This is a genomic window from Pseudomonas sp. Eqa60 (assembly GCF_018326405.1).
Lineage (GTDB): Bacteria > Pseudomonadota > Gammaproteobacteria > Pseudomonadales > Pseudomonadaceae > Aquipseudomonas > Aquipseudomonas protegens.
In genome coordinates this window covers 3,970,055-3,985,379 of the sequence record NZ_AP024342.1, presented here as the reverse complement: position 1 = coordinate 3,985,379, position 15,325 = coordinate 3,970,055, and the positions used below count along the sequence as shown (strand labels likewise).

Annotated in this window: 13 protein-coding genes and 3 pseudogenes; 9 read left to right on the top strand and 7 right to left on the bottom strand. The window is 56.7% G+C overall.

Features of this window, described 5'->3' with window-relative positions; all coding sequences use genetic code 11:
- Nucleotides 1-110: 110 nt before the first annotated feature.
- Together KI242_RS18120 and KI242_RS18115 are read left to right on the top strand one after the other, a co-directional pair.
- Nucleotides 111-638, top strand: coding sequence for an NADPH-dependent FMN reductase (locus KI242_RS18120; RefSeq protein WP_019095841.1), 528 nt, complete (start codon nucleotides 111-113; stop codon nucleotides 636-638).
- Nucleotides 639-723: 85 nt separating this feature from the next.
- Nucleotides 724-1,167, top strand: a pseudogene (locus KI242_RS18115) (host specificity protein); the annotation flags it as partial.
- Between the two features lie 440 nt (nucleotides 1,168-1,607).
- Here the strand turns inward: KI242_RS18115 and KI242_RS18110 are convergent.
- Nucleotides 1,608-2,537 carry a LysR family transcriptional regulator gene (locus KI242_RS18110; protein WP_123473505.1) on the bottom strand — a complete coding sequence of 310 codons (930 nt, stop codon included), beginning with the start codon at nucleotides 2,535-2,537 and terminating at the stop codon, nucleotides 1,608-1,610.
- A 278-nt stretch (nucleotides 2,538-2,815) separates the two neighbouring features.
- Here KI242_RS18110 and KI242_RS18105 point away from each other — a divergent pair, with 278 nt between their 5' ends.
- The 3 genes from KI242_RS18105 (at nucleotide 2,816) to KI242_RS18095 (ending at nucleotide 5,720) form a co-directional block, all read left to right on the top strand.
- Entirely contained in the window at nucleotides 2,816-4,252 is a 1,437-nt protein-coding gene (locus KI242_RS18105; RefSeq protein ID WP_212805403.1) for a cytosine permease, read from the top strand.
- A gap of 39 nt (nucleotides 4,253-4,291) precedes the next feature.
- Nucleotides 4,292-5,269: a carbon-nitrogen hydrolase family protein gene (locus KI242_RS18100; protein ID WP_212805402.1), complete on the top strand. Its 978-nt coding sequence runs from the start codon at nucleotides 4,292-4,294 to the stop codon at nucleotides 5,267-5,269.
- A 67-nt stretch (nucleotides 5,270-5,336) separates the two neighbouring features.
- Nucleotides 5,337-5,720 carry a hypothetical protein gene (locus KI242_RS18095; RefSeq protein ID WP_011061741.1) on the top strand — a complete coding sequence of 128 codons (384 nt, stop codon included), beginning with the start codon at nucleotides 5,337-5,339 and terminating at the stop codon, nucleotides 5,718-5,720.
- Nucleotides 5,721-5,865: 145 nt separating this feature from the next.
- Here KI242_RS18095 and KI242_RS18090 read toward each other — a convergent pair whose 3' ends face one another.
- On the bottom strand, nucleotides 5,866-6,828 hold the full coding sequence (locus tag KI242_RS18090) for a bifunctional GNAT family N-acetyltransferase/nucleoside diphosphate kinase regulator (protein WP_077934284.1): 963 nt from the start codon (nucleotides 6,826-6,828) through the stop codon (nucleotides 5,866-5,868).
- Nucleotides 6,829-7,132: 304 nt separating this feature from the next.
- Nucleotides 7,133-7,600, bottom strand: coding sequence for a hypothetical protein (locus tag KI242_RS18085; RefSeq protein ID WP_077934283.1), 468 nt, complete (start codon nucleotides 7,598-7,600; stop codon nucleotides 7,133-7,135).
- Between the two features lie 288 nt (nucleotides 7,601-7,888).
- On the opposite strand from KI242_RS18085, the gene KI242_RS18080 reads away from it, so the two are divergent.
- The gene (locus KI242_RS18080; protein ID WP_041752309.1) at nucleotides 7,889-8,248 is read left to right on the top strand and encodes a hypothetical protein; all 360 of its coding nucleotides are present in this window, start codon (nucleotides 7,889-7,891) and stop codon (nucleotides 8,246-8,248) included.
- Nucleotides 8,249-8,534: 286 nt separating this feature from the next.
- On the opposite strand, the pseudogene KI242_RS18075 reads toward KI242_RS18080, so the two are convergent.
- Nucleotides 8,535-8,789: pseudogene (locus KI242_RS18075) on the bottom strand (alpha/beta hydrolase); the annotation flags it as partial.
- Between the two features lie 3 nt (nucleotides 8,790-8,792).
- Between KI242_RS18075 and KI242_RS18070 the strand changes: the two are divergent.
- Nucleotides 8,793-9,107: pseudogene (locus KI242_RS18070) on the top strand (2,4-dienoyl-CoA reductase); the annotation flags it as partial.
- A 27-nt stretch (nucleotides 9,108-9,134) separates the two neighbouring features.
- Here the strand turns inward: KI242_RS18070 and KI242_RS18065 are convergent.
- Together KI242_RS18065 and KI242_RS18060 are read right to left on the bottom strand one after the other, a co-directional pair.
- Nucleotides 9,135-9,515: a hypothetical protein gene (locus tag KI242_RS18065; RefSeq protein WP_077934281.1), complete on the bottom strand. Its 381-nt coding sequence runs from the start codon at nucleotides 9,513-9,515 to the stop codon at nucleotides 9,135-9,137.
- A gap of 138 nt (nucleotides 9,516-9,653) precedes the next feature.
- A complete protein-coding gene (locus KI242_RS18060; RefSeq protein WP_011061732.1) occupies nucleotides 9,654-10,697 on the bottom strand; it encodes a hypothetical protein in 1,044 nt (347 codons plus the stop codon).
- 328 nt (nucleotides 10,698-11,025) lie between these two features.
- On the opposite strand from KI242_RS18060, the gene KI242_RS18055 reads away from it, so the two are divergent.
- Entirely contained in the window at nucleotides 11,026-12,480 is a 1,455-nt protein-coding gene (locus KI242_RS18055; RefSeq protein ID WP_077934280.1) for a DUF1254 domain-containing protein, read from the top strand.
- Between the two features lie 35 nt (nucleotides 12,481-12,515).
- Nucleotides 12,516-14,009, top strand: a complete 1,494-nt coding sequence (locus KI242_RS18050; protein WP_072441539.1) for a DUF1254 domain-containing protein — start codon at nucleotides 12,516-12,518, stop codon at nucleotides 14,007-14,009.
- Between the two features lie 262 nt (nucleotides 14,010-14,271).
- Here KI242_RS18050 and KI242_RS18045 read toward each other — a convergent pair whose 3' ends face one another.
- Complete coding sequence (locus KI242_RS18045; RefSeq protein ID WP_123430650.1) at nucleotides 14,272-15,321, bottom strand: hypothetical protein; 1,050 nt, start codon at nucleotides 15,319-15,321, stop codon at nucleotides 14,272-14,274.
- Between the last annotated feature and the right edge of the window lie 4 nt (nucleotides 15,322-15,325).

The following is a 15,325-nucleotide window of genomic DNA, read 5'->3' as shown; positions in this document are numbered from 1 at the left end:
TTCGCACCGCCCAGGGCCTGGTATCGGAGAGGGCTCCAGTCATGTCTGTGAACGTCCTGATTCACGTATGCGACACTGTGCTATCTCACTAGGGAATGGAATGTTTACAAATGGTCCAATTGTTAGCGGTGTCCGGAAGCATTCGCGCAGCATCTTCTAACTCTGCACTGCTACGTGCGGCTGAGGTGTTGAGCCCTGAGGGGGTGTCGATCAAGCACTATCTGGCGGTTGGTCAATTGCCGCACTTCGATCCGGACCTGGCTGATGATCCGCCGCAGAGCGTCAGAGAGTTACGGGCTTTGGTGGGTAAGGTAGATGGCATCCTTATTTCGTGCCCTGAGTATGCTCGTGGAATACCTGGTTCTTTCAAGAATGCCTTAGATTGGCTTGTGGCCAGCCATGAATTTCCTGGTAAGCCGGTTGCACTGTTTAACGCTTCACCTCGTGCGAGTCATGCCCAAGCGGCACTTCGTTTGGTGCTGAACACCATGTCCGCAATAGTTGTCGAGCCTGCGTCGATAACTGTGAATCTGCTCGCAAAGGGAATGAATGAGGCGGACATCGCAGGGAGCCCTGAGATCAGTAAGCAGATCGTCTCGGCATTGGTTGCATTCAAGAGCCACATTGAGGTCATGTAGGAATCGCGAAGGTGAGCGAATGAACAGGCCTGTGCCTCCCCTCTCACTGCTTGAGCTAACCGATTTGTCCGACTTCGGTACCCTACGCATCAATCTGCCGGCAGCTACCAGCGGCTGGCTGCTCAGGGTGACCCGCATCACCCCGAACCAGAACAACAACAAAATTGCCGACATCATGCAGATCGCGGGTTTCACCGAGGTCATCGATGCAAAGCTGCGCTACCCGAACACCGGGCTGCTCTACATCGAGTTCTCGGCCGAGCAGTTCCGTAGCATCCCAGCCGTCACAGTGGAGACCAAGCTGAAGAGGGTCCTTGTGCCGGCCAACTACAACCCTGTGGCTAGGACCTACTCCGGTATCTGGGACGGTAGCTTCAAGTTGGCCTGGACTGACAACCCAACCTGGATGACCTACGACATCACTGTCAGTGACCGCTTCGGTCTAGGCCGCCGCATCAAGCCGTGGATGGTGGACAAGTGGGAGCTCTACCGGATCTCCCAGTATTGCGACCAACTGGTACCGGACGGAATCCGCCTACGCCGGTTCGATTCCGACCTCGGCCTCCACCCTTGAAAACCCCGTAGATTAACGTCTACGGGGTTTTTTATTGCCTGGGATTTGGGCAATCACTTCCGCAATTCGTTTGTTTTTAGCATCGAACTGACAGAGTCCTTTCGCTCCATTGGGTACGAGTTGATGGTGGAGATTGGCTAATACACTTGCTGTTTTGCGATGAGCTGCTTTGAGCCCTAGTCAAAGCGGAATTCAAGCTAGGTTCTTAGGAACGACCGCTTTCGGTTAAAAACAGCCGATCACAACGTACCGCTTTGCGTGGACTTATTACTGTTCTGTAGTCCTCCACTTAAGTGGAGGAAATAATCATGAGCGGATGAAAGGCGCTGTATGCGACAGCCATTTGCCGAGGGTATGGAAAAGTGCTTTCGACGGACGGGTTTGTTTGTCATTTTTCAAGCTCGCGTGCTCGACTTCAATGTCACCGAGTGCTTTGCGGCCTGCAACGCTTGCATCAGATTGGCCAGTGACTCTGTCGGGACTTGCCCTTGTCGAGTGATGCTGTGAAATGCTGCGTTATACCTCAGCCGCTGCGGTGCAATTACACGCAACATGCCACGTGCTACCCAGATATCGGCGTAGTGGGTCGGTAGGTAGCCGATGCAGGTGCCGGAAGCGATCAGTGTGGCAATGGCTTCCATGGAGAAAGCGCTTACCGAGTTGCCGAAGCGCAATTTGTGCGGCCGGCGGCTTTCGAGCATGTAGCCACGGTCTACGTAATCTGCGGCACCGATCTCCTCGTCCGTAAAATGCTCGTCGGGACGTGCAAAGAAAGGATGACCACGCCCGCAATACAGGTTTTGTTCTTCCTCGAACAACGCTTGGTAATGCAGGCCTGAGAGCTGGTGGTTAAAACAACCGATGGCGAGGTGCAGACGCCCTTCGAGCACGGCTTGCTCAAGCTCGTCAGCACGCATTACTTGCAGGTCGATGCGGGTACTGGGCGAAACCAGGCGAAAGGAAGCGAGGGCCTGCGGCAGCGGTGCCTGGTCGAGTGAAAGCAGGTTATCGACGCTGCCTATCTGCAAGAACTCTGGATACTTTTCGTTAAGCATGACTACCCGCCGATGAAAGCGGTCGATATCAGCATACAGTTCCTGCGCCGCCGCATAAGTTTGGGCGCCTTGTTCGGAAAGTTGAAAGCCGCTCTTGCCACGACGGCAGAGGGAGTAGCCGAGGCGAATTTCCAGATCTCGCACCAATGTGCTCAAGCGAGGCAGGCTGGTATTTAAGCGTACCTGCGCGGCAGTGAAGCCTCCAGCCTCGACGATGGTGCAAAAGATGCGCAGTTTGCGCAGATCCACGTCTGAGAGATTAGTGAGCATCAAAACCTCCGATGCAGAGACACAAACGCTATAGGGACAGCCCTTATACCAGCAAATTTACCTTGCGAATCAATGCGACTGAACTGCACCGAAAGAGGCCGTTTTTTAGTTGCGATTTCGAGTAAGTCAGGTTCCGTACTGCAGGATTTACCAGCCATTTTTTTCTTCCGATACTCGCGGTGCTGCTGGTCGGCAGTGTTGCGGCGAGGGGAGCCACTGCCGCGGCCCACACAAGCAAAACTTCACCCAGAACAAAAATAACGATTACGGAGTGCGGTATGGCAACTCAACGAAGTAGCGGATCGAGCAGGCCCGCCATTGAAGCTCGCTCAATCGATTATGTGCCTCGTGCAGAGCGGCACGGGAAGGTCTGGCACCAAGGCCCGTTCTGGTTTACCGGCAACTTTGTGTTTCTCACCATGATGGTCGGCTTTGTTGGGCCAAGCATGGGGCTCAGCATAATGTGGAGCGTACTGGCGATTGTAATAGGTGCTGGCTTTGGCACCGTGTTCATGGCCTTGCACGCCAACCAGGGCCCCAAGATGGGCTTGCCGCAGATGATTCAGTCTCGTGCGCAATTCGGTAGCCGCGGTGCCATTGTGCCGTTTGCGGCGACCATCTTTGTTTACATCGGTTTTATAGTATTCGGCGTCATTTTGGTCACTCAGGCCATACAGCTGGTTCTGCCGGGCTCGACGTGGTTCTGGTACCCCATGTTGATTGCGATCAGCATCGTGATTGCACTGGTGGGATATGACCTGTTGCACTTTGTGCAACGTTGGCTCACGTATCTGCTAATTGCCGTGTTTGGCATCGTGACGTTGATGGCTGTTACTGCACTGCCAGCGGCAGCTCCAATACCGGTGAACTCGGGTTGGAACACCACTGCGTTTCTCGTGCAGTTGTCACTTGCTGCTGGGTACAACATCAGCTATTCGGTGTATGTCTCCGATTATTCGCGCTACCTGCCTCAAGACTCGTCCAGCCCCCGGCTGATCTTCTGGACGTACTTGGGCGCGACTGCGTCGGCGATATGGCTGATGTCGCTGGGGGCGGTGTTGTCCAGCTATATACCGGGCGCCGATGGCATTGTTTCGCTGGTGCAAACCGGTAATTATCTCTTCCCTGGCTTTGGCATATTCGTCGCGTTGGTGGGGGCCGTCGCGCAGTTGTCGGTCACCGGCATAAATAGCTATGGCGCCATGCTCACTGGAATCAGCGCGGTGGACGGCTTCCGTCCGGTACGCCCCGGTGTCCGCGTGAGAGTGATCGGCCTGAGTGTAGTGGGCCTGCTGTCACTGGTGATCGCTTTGGCGCTACCGGATGCCTATATGGCCAGCTTCAATGGCTTTGTACTGCTCATGCTGTACTTCCTCATCCCATGGACGGCGGTCAATCTCGTCGACTTTTATGCGATTCGCAAAGGCGAATACGCCATCGCCGAAATATTCAATCCGCACGGCGTATATGGCCGCTGGGCCTGGCGGGGTGTACTGGCCTATCTGGTTGGTTTTGTTGCAATGGTGCCGTTCTTCTCTCTTCCGTTTTTCGTTGGCCCGGTAGCTGCGGCACTGGGCGGTGCGGATATCGCATTCATCCCCGGCTTGTTGATTTCCGGCGGCCTGTATTTCGGGTTGGCGCGCAACCTCGAACGCTCATCGGAGATCGCAGCGCAACGCCAAAGTCAGCTCGTGCTTGAAGGTATTGCCGGCTGAACACTCACCGATAAACGACCATCAGAAAAAGGTTTTTAGATGATCAGCAAATGCGAAAAAACAGTCGCTATTGTGCAAATGCCTGCGGCTCTTCTTGATCGAGCCGAATCGATGCGCCTGGCAGCCGAACATATCAACAGTGCTGCGCTCAAGGAGGCGCAACTCGTGGTATTCCCGGAAACGTGGTTGAGCTGTTACCCCGCATGGATATTTGGAATGGCGGGCTGGGACGATGCGCAAGCCAAGTTCTGGTACGCCAAGCTACTGGCGGACAGCCCGGTTATTGGCCAGCCTGACGACATGGACGATGACCTTGCGGTGCTTCGCGAGGCTGCGCGTGTTAACGCAGTCACCGTGGTGATGGGTATGAACGAGCGCTCCCGGCGCCACGGCGGCTCGCTCTACAACTCTCTAGTCACTATTGGCCCGGAGGGGACAATTTTGAATGTGCACCGCAAACTGACGCCGACCCACACCGAACGCACGGTATGGGCCAACGGAGATGCCGCAGGTCTACGGGTGGTCGATACCGCGGTTGGTCGCGTGGGAGGGCTGGTGTGCTGGGAGCACTGGCACCCGCTGGCGCGCCAGGCCCTGCATGCACAAGACGAACAGATTCATGTGGCGGCATGGCCGGACATGACGGAAATGCACCATGTTGCTGCCCGTTCCTATGCCTTCGAAGGGCGCTGTTTTGTGCTTTGCGCTGGCCAGTACCTGAACGTTGCTGATGTGCCAGCCGAGTTACTGACGGCTTACCGCCTTGGGGTTGGCGGCAACGGACTGGAGGAGCGTTTACTGTTCAATGGTGGATCTGGTGTGATCGCTCCAGATGGTTCCTGGGTGACGGCACCGCTCTTTGGGGAACCTGGAATTGTCCTGGCAACCATCGACCTTGCGCAGATCGATGCCCAGCACCATGACCTCGATGTGGCAGGTCATTACTTGCGCACGGATGTCTTCGAGCTCTCGATTGATCGACGCGTACGTACCGGTTTAACGCTGCGCGACGACTGAATATCTCCTCAACCCTATATTCCGGGTGGCCGTGCATAGGCCGGCCCGGAATCATCAAGGCTAACTCATGGTTCATGTACTTTTGGCTACAGCGCTCTTATCCATCATGTTGGGTGCACTCTCCGGCTTTGCCGTTCTGGCTTCCGTCGACTACCCAGCCAAGCTCCGTGCCCTAGGTGTGGTCAACCCGATGCGCGTGCGGCAGGCGCATCTGGACTGGATCATCATGGGGACGGTGATGGCGGTCACCGCGCTTGCCAATCCTCAGCTTCCCGACTGGGTCGTTGCGTTGGTGATGTTTGGTGGCGTGGTCAATCCGCTGACGTTTGTGCCCATGGCGTTCTCCACTACGGTGGAGACCACCAAGGCATTTCAATGGGTGTCTTTTGTGTCGTTTGTTTCGTTGAGTGTGGGACTGATCGCGGCGGCGGCTTATTTTATCTTTGGTTGAGTCATCAACACCGATAGCCGGCTAGACCTGTTTTACCGCCTCCTGCTTTTGATCAAACCAACGGGCCGCTCAAGCACGAAAAGCGCGGCACTCTCCTTTGGGGAATCCTCGCGCTTGATGGCCGAACACTAAGCAAAGGGCGCACTTACAGGTGGAAATCCCCCGCAGCCTCCGGCTGGTAAAGCACTTTCCTGATTTCAATCCGGCGGGTGCGATCAGAGATTCGCCAGTCGATGGTGTCCCCCTCCTGATAGCCAAGGATGGCGGCGCCTATATCGGAATACACCGAATGCTTCCCTGCGGTGCTGTCCGCGTCTTCAGGGTAGACCAAGGCCACTTCGATCTCTTCGTCGTCCAGTTGTAGCAAGGCCCTGGAGTTCATCGTGATGACGTTGCGCGCCACCTGCTGGGGCTTGACGACAATGGCTCGCTCAAGCTCATGTTCGAGTTCAACAATCGTCGGGCCTTGCTCGAACACGATCAGGCTCTCGAGCCTGGCCTTGTCGATTTCAGTGATGTAGATCTCAGTGGAGTCGACAACGGTACCTTTGCGCAAGAACTGGAGATAGCGCTCGGCCGTCATGGAAAATGATTTCAATGTCGGCGTTTCGCTTTCAAGCACAAAGCCGCTGCGCTGAAAGGCTTTCAGCGAGCGCGTATTGTCCGGGTGGATCTTGGCGATGAGTTTCTCGGCCCGCATGTCGAGGAAGGCCAGTTTCATGCCTTCGCGGATGGTGCGGGCGCCCAGGTTCCGGCCCCATTTGTCGCTGTCTCCGATGACCAGGACTATCTCGCAATTGGAGCCGGTCTTGACCAGACGGACAAAGCCCACCGGGGCGTCATGCCGGTCATAGGCCATGAAGAACCGGCCGTCCCGGTTGAATAGATGGGTCAGGATCGGCAATTGAGTCCGATCGATGACTTGTTCGATGGAGCGGGAGACGTGACGCGAATCGCTCAGAAAGCAGGTAACGCGCTCATCCTCCAACCAATCCATCAATGTCAGCGCGTGCGCCCGAGTAATTTCAGGGCACAGTGTAATGAAAGGCTTGTTCATCTTGACCACACTTATCTGTAAAGAATGGAAGCCTTTCATGGCTATGGTCATGACGGTTCTTCGGCAACCGCGCATTTTAAGATATACCGCGAGGAATGGCGAACATCCCGGCGTGTTCGAGGAAACCATCGTTCTGCCCCAGGATCCGGTCCAGAGGTTCGCCGCAGGCTGCTCCATCAAATGTATGTGGATGTCCGGGCATGACCGGGCGTAACAGTTTCAGTGCTTTGGATCATGTGGCCGAACTCGCTTTTGGGGCGGTTTCGAGAGTTTCGGCCCGCCAAGGCCCGTCTGGCGGCGTTTCAGCGCAGTGAACCTAAAGATGCCCGGCCGGGCCAATCTATTCGTGAAACGTTTATTTTCCGTTGGCTGCAATAAAATCTTGAAAGCTTTTGATAAAGGCTTTTCTTGTGCCAGGTAGTATTTTTTTTAGAGCCAGAAAATAAAGATAGATAGGCGTCGCGTCCCCAGTGCCTTCCTCTATCCAGCACTCTTCTGTTGCAAAGCAAAAAAGTACACAGCGTATGAGGTTCGCAAAGTCTTCATCTGATTTACGGTGCTGTTGCTCTACCGTCCAGAGTTCTAGCGCAAGCCTTTTCCGGAGATCCCCATCGCTTTCTATAGGTTCTCGCTGGATGCTTTTTTCGATATATGGAATCAGAACTTTCAACTTAGGGGTGGAAACGCTAGCAAGTACACCGCCGTCGATCAGACTGAGCAAATAGCGTGCGTACTGACGTGTTATTTTACCGAAAGGCACGTTTGCTTCAAGTAACGCCTGTTCAAGGTAATCGAACTCTTGAACCTCCAGGCTATCAATCATCATACAGCTCCATCTTTTACTCTTATCCTGCAGCAGCAATCGGCCGAAAGCGGTCAGTGCAGATTCAGGTAGGGGTTCGAGTTCCTATTCTCCCTACCCTGGTTGCATTTGGCGAGCTGGTTGTTGGGGGGGGCGAGGCCCTGGGCTGGTAAGCTGATAGCTAAGAACAACTACTCATCACAGAGGGCAATGACCCGCAGATGGCCGCCCCTGCGCATCGTGCAGCTCGTGCGCCGTCGATGTTGGTTAGAATGGCGTGTTGAAGTCTACTGCTCGCAAGGAAACCCAATGAGCACTGAAAAGCCAGAGCCTTTGCTCATCCTTCAAAGGTTTCTAGATAATGTTTATGTGAAGGCTTCGAAAAGCCAGAATGTTTTACTCAAAAGAAACCATGGCCACTACACATACGCGAATGGAATACTCTTCGTCTACGTGACGATCTTCCCTAAAGAGGTTGAGCTTGTTTTTGAAAGCAAGCAGGTAGGTAACGGGGTTTTTAGTATTGTTTTGGATATGTGCATGTCCAGTGGAGAAGTACTGGCTGGCAACCTGCTGTCTCTGAATGGGAGATGCGAGGAGATCAGCACGGCATTAGCCTCGCAAGAAGACTGGGTGTTGGCCCTGTTGTTAAAGTGCTTGGGCAACTGAGTCTTTTTCCAGAGCGTGGACACCGCAGGCGTTCCGGTTTGCCGGTTCGCGTGCGCCGAGTTTATGCAGTGACCGCTTCTGGCTGTGGATTCAACCGGTCGATGCAACAGATTGGCTAAATCGTTCGGCGGGTGCTTCGTAGTCTAGTGTTTTCCGAGGGCGGCTATTTAGCTGCCTTGCAACTTCATTGAGCGTGGCTCGCGTGCGAGGGCGGCGACTCGGTCTTTGCCCCGGCGATTTACTGGTTTTAAGCCAGCAAGGGCGGGTCTTTACCCGCCCCAGTGGTTTAGTTACGCACGAACGCCAGTAGATCAGCGTTAATCGTATCGGCGTTAGTTGTCGGCATTCCGTGGGGGAAGCCGGGGTAGATTTTCAGGGTGCTGTTTTGCAGAAGTCTGGCGGACAGAACTCCGGCATTTTCATAGGGCACGATCTGGTCATCGTCCCCGTGCATCACCAGTACGGGGATCTTTATGCTCTTCAAATCCTCGGTGAAGTCGGTCTGAGAAAACGCCACGATCCCGTCATAGTGTGCCTTTGCATAGGCGGCAGCTACTCGGCGCCCGCCATGCAGGGCGAAGTCCGTGACGGTAGTACCCTGGCGCGCGAGGCCTATTTCGTTGAGTTTGCGCGTGACATCCGCACCGTCGCCAGGATGCCGGTCATGGTCAACGGGGGAGTGCGCCGACGGCCGATCGCTGAAATGGCCGCCCAAAGTGGCATGGATATGGTGGGGATCGGCGCGGCGTTGACCTCCGATCCGAGCGTGTCGCCGTTGCGTGCGCTGGTGCTGCAACAACTCGCCATGGCCTTTCGCCCCCGCCAATATCGACGTTGGGTAGAGAAGCGTTCGATGTGAGTCGATACCTGGCAAACCTACCGCTCATTATTTGGGCGAGAAAGTCACTTTGACCGGATTGTCGTGTTTGTAGGTTGCCGATGATGGCCCGTAGTCGAGGTTGAAGCCTGGCAGCCAGGCCCTGAGTTCAGTATCTGAAATCCATTCGAGCTGGAGCTGGCTTGCGGCCGTATTGGCGTCGAACTGAGCTAAGGCTTGCACCGCAGATTGGCAGGCTGCCGATACGCCGGATTCCAGTACCGAGACCTGGAGCTTCTCGCTCCAAGTGATGGATCCGCTTTGCGGGCACTGGCGTACTTGCACATGATATTTCCCGCTGGGTGAAGGCAGGTCGTAGACAATTTTGTTGGGGCCGCATGCGGCCAGCAAGGCGGATGAGAAAATCAGGGCGGGGACACGTTTATTCATAGCAGCGTTCCAATTGCCAGGAGGGGCAAGTGGGCAGTCGGCCGGCCTGCACCGGGGGCGTGCCGAATTCAGGCAAACAGGCCCCGAGCGCATGCTCGACACGGTATTCGATGAGACGCCCATACCCCCGGACTTGTCTTACTTGGCCAGTGACAACGGCACGCCCCAGATGGGATCTTCCATGCCTTGCTTGCCCAGCGGCGTGATTTGCATGGGCTGGAGCCTGGACAGCAACTGCCGGTGCTTCTCGCTCAGGTTGCGCTGCTCGATGAGATTCTGCGTAAAGCTCATGGGCGCCGGCCAGGTATAGACGGTCAGGTTGTCGAGAGGGCACTCGATTTTCTTCGGGTCGATCGCCCGGCACTTCGACTGCTGGTACTTGTAGCCAGGGGTCTTCAGGTGCATGCGTGGGGCCAGCAGCAATTGGCCGCCCTGGATGGTGAAACTGGCAAGCGCCTTGTCGACCGGCAGGCGTGCCTGGACCTTGATCGCGGGAACGTCGCGAGAATCGGTCTGTTGGTAATAGCCGCCCGGGGAGAGCGCCGTCGTCTGGGTATATTGCTGTTCACCCCAGCTCACGCAGGCACCCGAAGCCCTGAGCACGGCGGTACAGACACCTTCGGTCTTGGTCTCGCTGCCATAGGTCGCGTCCTTCCAGACCTCTTCCCTGTAGTACTCGCGATACAGCTCGGGGGACAGGTAGGCAGTCCCGTTGGCGCCATGGCCCGAACCGGGTGGGCCGCTGCGGGCGCCGACCTGGTCGAGCAAGCCGTGGATCTGGTAGTCGTCGCCGCCGGTCAGCAAGTATTTGCCTGGTGGCAGGATGTGCACCTCGAAGGCCTTGAACAGATAGGTTTCACCAGGCGGCCTCTGCAGCGCGTTGGTCTGGAACTTGCGGCCGAAGGTCACCTTCGGATCCTTCTCGTATTCCCAGATCACCGTCGGCGTCCATTGAGTCATGGTCAGCGCATCGCTCAGCGACTTGTGCGGCATCACGTCCGCCACCAGCACCACCGCCATGTTCGCCTTGAGTGCTGCGTCCACCTGGTCCAACAGCTGCGCGTAGCGCGGATCGTCCATGCTGCCGTAGGCACCCGAATCGAGATCGGAGACGCAACCGGAGAGGGAAAGAGCGAGGAGCAACGCGGCGGGTAGGGCAGAGCGCTGCCGGAACAGTTTCATGTATCAATCCTTGATGGGCGTTGGCGGGAGGTGTTGAACATCAATATTAATGGTTTGAGGGTAGAGCGCAATATTTAGGAAGGCCGGTCCGATGGCATGCGCAAAGAGCAAGAATACGCTGTGATTCACCTCACATATCGAACTCTGAACGCTGTGCGAATTCGACTTCGCAGGCCCATAACGACCTGCGCAGGTAGAGGCAGGGAGGGGCCGAATTGCTGTCCGTTTCTCTGGCAGAACCCGGATCCTCTGCTAGTTTTTTTCAACGATCAATCTTGCCGCAAAAGATTCGCTCGCCAAAAAAACACTCAAGCAAGGAAGCAGCCGCATGAAGAAAGCCCCCGTATTCATCAGTGGCTTGATTGCTACGTCAGTGATGCTCGCCGCGATGCTTGTGCAGGCGCAAACCTCGCCGATGGCGCAGGTCTCCGGGCCTGAAGCCGATGTGAAGGTAACGCAATCTTACGTACGGATGATGGCGCGGGAAGCGTATTTCTGGGGTTGGCCGATGGCCAATATCTTCAACCGTCGGCAGAAGTTCAAGGACCTGCCGGAGCCGGGACTGATGGGCGGTATCGTGCCCGTAGCACCGATCAACCATCTGTCGATGCTCACCGATTACATTTCCCCTGGCGAGCGGCTGGTGGCCTGCCCGAACCAGGATGTGGTCTACGGTGCGGGCAGCATTGCCCTGGATATCGAGCCTGTGGTGATTCAGGTGCCGGACTTCGGCGACCGTTTCTGGGTGTATCAACTGGTGGACCTGCGCTCCGACAGCTTCGCCGAACTGGGCAAGATGTACGGTACCAAGCCGGGCTTCTATCTACTGGTGGGGCCGGACTGGAACGGCAAGGTACCGGAAGGCATTGCCCAGGTGTTTCGCGCCAAGACCAACACCGGTTTCGTGATCCCGCGGGTATTCCAGGACGATACCGCCGAAGATCGCAAGGCCATTCAGCCCTATCTGTCAGGCATCGATATGTACCCGCTGTCCAAGTACGACGGCAAACTCAAGCAGCGTGACTGGAGCAAGTCGCCGAAATTCCCTGCCGAGGCATCGGGAGACGAGGAGACCCGCTGGGTGCTCCCGGAAAAGTTCTTTGATGAACTGCCGGCGATTCTCAAGGACGCCAGGCCGCTACCGGGTGAAGAGGCGCGCTATGCGCAATTGGCGGTGCTGGCGCAAATCGCCCAGCGCGACCCCGAGCTGAAAAAAGCCATGATCGACGAAGCGCAAAAGGCTGACAGCGAGGTGGTCAAGCCGCTGTTGCAGTTTCGCAACTACGGCCAGCAGTTGCCGCATCACTGGAGCACCATCAGCAACGGCGCGGCGTTTGGTACCGATTACTTCCTGCGCACGGCAGTCGCCCGGTCGAATATCTTCGTCAACAAGCAGATCGAGACCAAGTATTTCTACCAGGACCTGGACGAGACCGGTGCTCGGCTCAATGGCGCCCAGCGCTATAGCGTGACCTTCCCCAAAGGTGCGCTGCCGCCGGTCAAGGGCTTCTGGTCGTTGACGCTGTACAACCAACAGCATTTCTTCGCCGAAAACCCGTTGGGACGCTATTCCCTCGGCACCAAGAACAAAGCGCTCAAGAGCAATGCCGATGGCTCGCTGACACTCTATGTGCAAAGCGACTCGCCGGGCGCGGACAAGGAAAGCAACTGGCTCCCCGCGCCCCAGGGCGCCGACTTCTCGCTATACGTTCGCGCCTACTGGCCGGAAGCCGCTGCGATGAACGGCCAGTGGACACCACCGGCGGTGGTCAAGGTCAACTGAACCGATTTTCCAACTGCGTTTCATAAGGACAGCCCATGAACCGTTTGCGCACTTCCCTGACGGCCCTGGCCGCAGCCATTACCCTGAGCGGCCTGGCCAATGCTGCGACGCGTTATGAGGAACTGGCCAACCAGCCCTTTGAAAAGGGCTTCCCGACTGAGACAGCTGCACGCACCCTGATCGATGAGCTGGTGTTCCAGCGCGCTGTGCAGTCGTACCTGTGGGCCTTGCCGGCGATCAACATCTGGTCGATGAAGGAGGCTTCGGAGAAGGAGTTCGGCGCCGGCTACAACATCCTGCCCACCTGGAAAAAGCGCATCAATGCCAAGACGCTGGTGACCACGCCGAACTCCGATCTGGTCTACGCCATGAGTTATCTGGACCTGCAGAAGTACGGCCCCCTGGTGGTCGAAGCACCGCCCGGTGTACAGGGCATGTTCGACGATTTTTTCCAGCGCCCGATCGTTGGCCCGACCATCGACGGCAAGACCTGGCGCGGCGACGTCGGCCTGGCCGGCCCTGACAAGGGCAAGGGCGGCACCTACGTGCTGTTGCCGCCGGACTACAAGGGGCCGGAGCCGACCGAGGGATACGTCTATCGTTCGCGCACCAACAACGTGTTCCTGTTCTGGCGCACCTTTTTCAAGGATCCGAAAGACCTCAGCGTGCCGGTGGCTGAAGTCGAGCGCACCAAGATCTATCCGCTGGGCAAAAAGGATGAGGCGCTGCCGATGCAATTCCCCGATGCCACCGGCGCACCGATCAACATGCTGTTTCCCGAGGATGGTCGCTATTTCGACATGCTGTCGCGCTTCATTGACGCCGAAGCGGTGGACCCGGCAGACATGGACATGCGTGGCTTCCTGCACACCTTGGGCATCGAGAAGGGCAAGCCCTTCGCTCCGGATGCGCAAAGGCGCAAATTGCTCGATGAAGCGGCGCGCACCGCGTTCAAGATGAGCAAGGTGGTGACCAGCCATTTGCTGCTCAAGGAACCGGGCGGCTTGTACTACAAAGATCGGCAATACGTGAATACCTTCGCCGGGGAGAACACCGAGTTTCAGTCCAGTGGCAGCTTCACCAATCTTGAGCAGCGGGTGGCGTTCTTCACTTCGGCCTACTCGGACAGCCCCGGCATGGTCATGAACATGGTCGGTGCCGGTGCCAAGTATCCCGCGACCACCCGTGATGCCGACGGCAAGTTCCTCGACGGTGCCCAGACCTACAAGCTCAACCTGCCGGCAAATGTACCTGCGGCGTTGTTCTGGTCGGTGACCGCCTACGACAACCTGACCGCCTCGGGCCTGGACAACGGCCAGCCGTTCCCGTCTCTCAATCAGATGGATAAGCCGGTGCAGAACAGCGACGGCTCCACCGATATCTACTTTGGCCCGAAATCTCCGGGCGAGGGCAAGAACTGGATCAAGACCGTACCGGACAAGGGCTTCCTGGTGATCGTGCGGCTTTACGGGCCCAAGCAGGCATTCTTTGACCAGAGCTGGAAACCGAGTGATTTGCTCAAGCAGTGATGAGTGTGCTCGTGTCGTGCCCCATAAGACGGCCAATGCGAACAACGCTTTTCGAAGGGTAGCCGGTGTGCGGTACGTTGAACCCTCTGCGCGATAGCGTTGAGCATTCATTAATAGCCGTCAGGTATGTCTGAATCAGGCTAAATGGTGCCCACTTCATTAGGTGGACACCATTTCCCTGAACGTTGGGATCAGGCCGGACGATTACAGCCATAGTGACTGTCGACCCGTGGGTGAGATTTGCACAGAGCGGGGAGTTCGCTCACTGCCCCTTTATATTGATTGTCACCTGTAATCCCAGTGGGCCAGGCCTGTCGCAGATCAATGTCATGCTGCCGATGGGATGACGCTCCAGCAATTGAAGCAGTTGCGTCGGTCGCAGACCTACTCGCACATGTGCCAGCAACTCGCGAGTGTGCTGAGACAGCGCTTGTAGCAGGGTGGCGGGATCATCAACCTGCAGATGCAGCCATTTGCGCGGCGCCGCGATATCCGGCAAATCGAAGCCGTCGACGCCTGTCTGGAACAGCTCCCCACCCTCGCTGTGAACGGAGGACGCAGCAGGTGAAATACCCAGGCCCTGCAGTAGCAATTTAAGCCTGGCAGCCTCGCCGGCAATGCCTGCGGCATTCATGGCAGAGAATGCGTAATTGACGCGCTTGCTCGGGGACTGCAATACGGCTTGCTCAAGAAAGGCCGTACGCTTGGGTGCTATCTCCCAAACCAGGGTGTTTTCAGTTTCGCAAGGCTGCATGGACTGCCTTTGAGCGGCAGCCTGATAAAACGGATGCTCACTCAGGGGCTGCATGACCTCGGACAGCCGAGTGGCCAACCCGGTATCAAGAAAGCTCAGATACGCCTCGAAGGTCTGGTTGGACTTCGCGTCAGGCCAGCACCCGCAAAAAGCCCTGAGTGCGTCACGGGCTGCCGAGTCGAATGCCTGCGGCAGGATCATCGTCCCCAGATCCCGGGATCGCCCGCTGTCGCTCAACAGCGCGGCGTAGTCCATCAGCAACTCGCCCTGGTCGACCCATTGAATACCGTGGTCACGACCACGGCGTTGCCACCGACTGCGTTGCTGCTCATCGTGAGAGAACAGCAGGGCTGTCGTCTGTCCCGGAATGCATTGCGCCAGGAAGTCTTCAGTGGTCATCAGTTGAATGCCATCAACGGCATCAATCAGTACCTTGTCGTGCACCAACGCCACCGGTTCCCAAGGGAAGTCCCGATCCTGCAACGCGCGCTTGAAGGGCACTGATCGCGGCGTACTGTAATCCCAACCGATAAAGTAGAGTTTCTTGCGAACAGTCATGCCG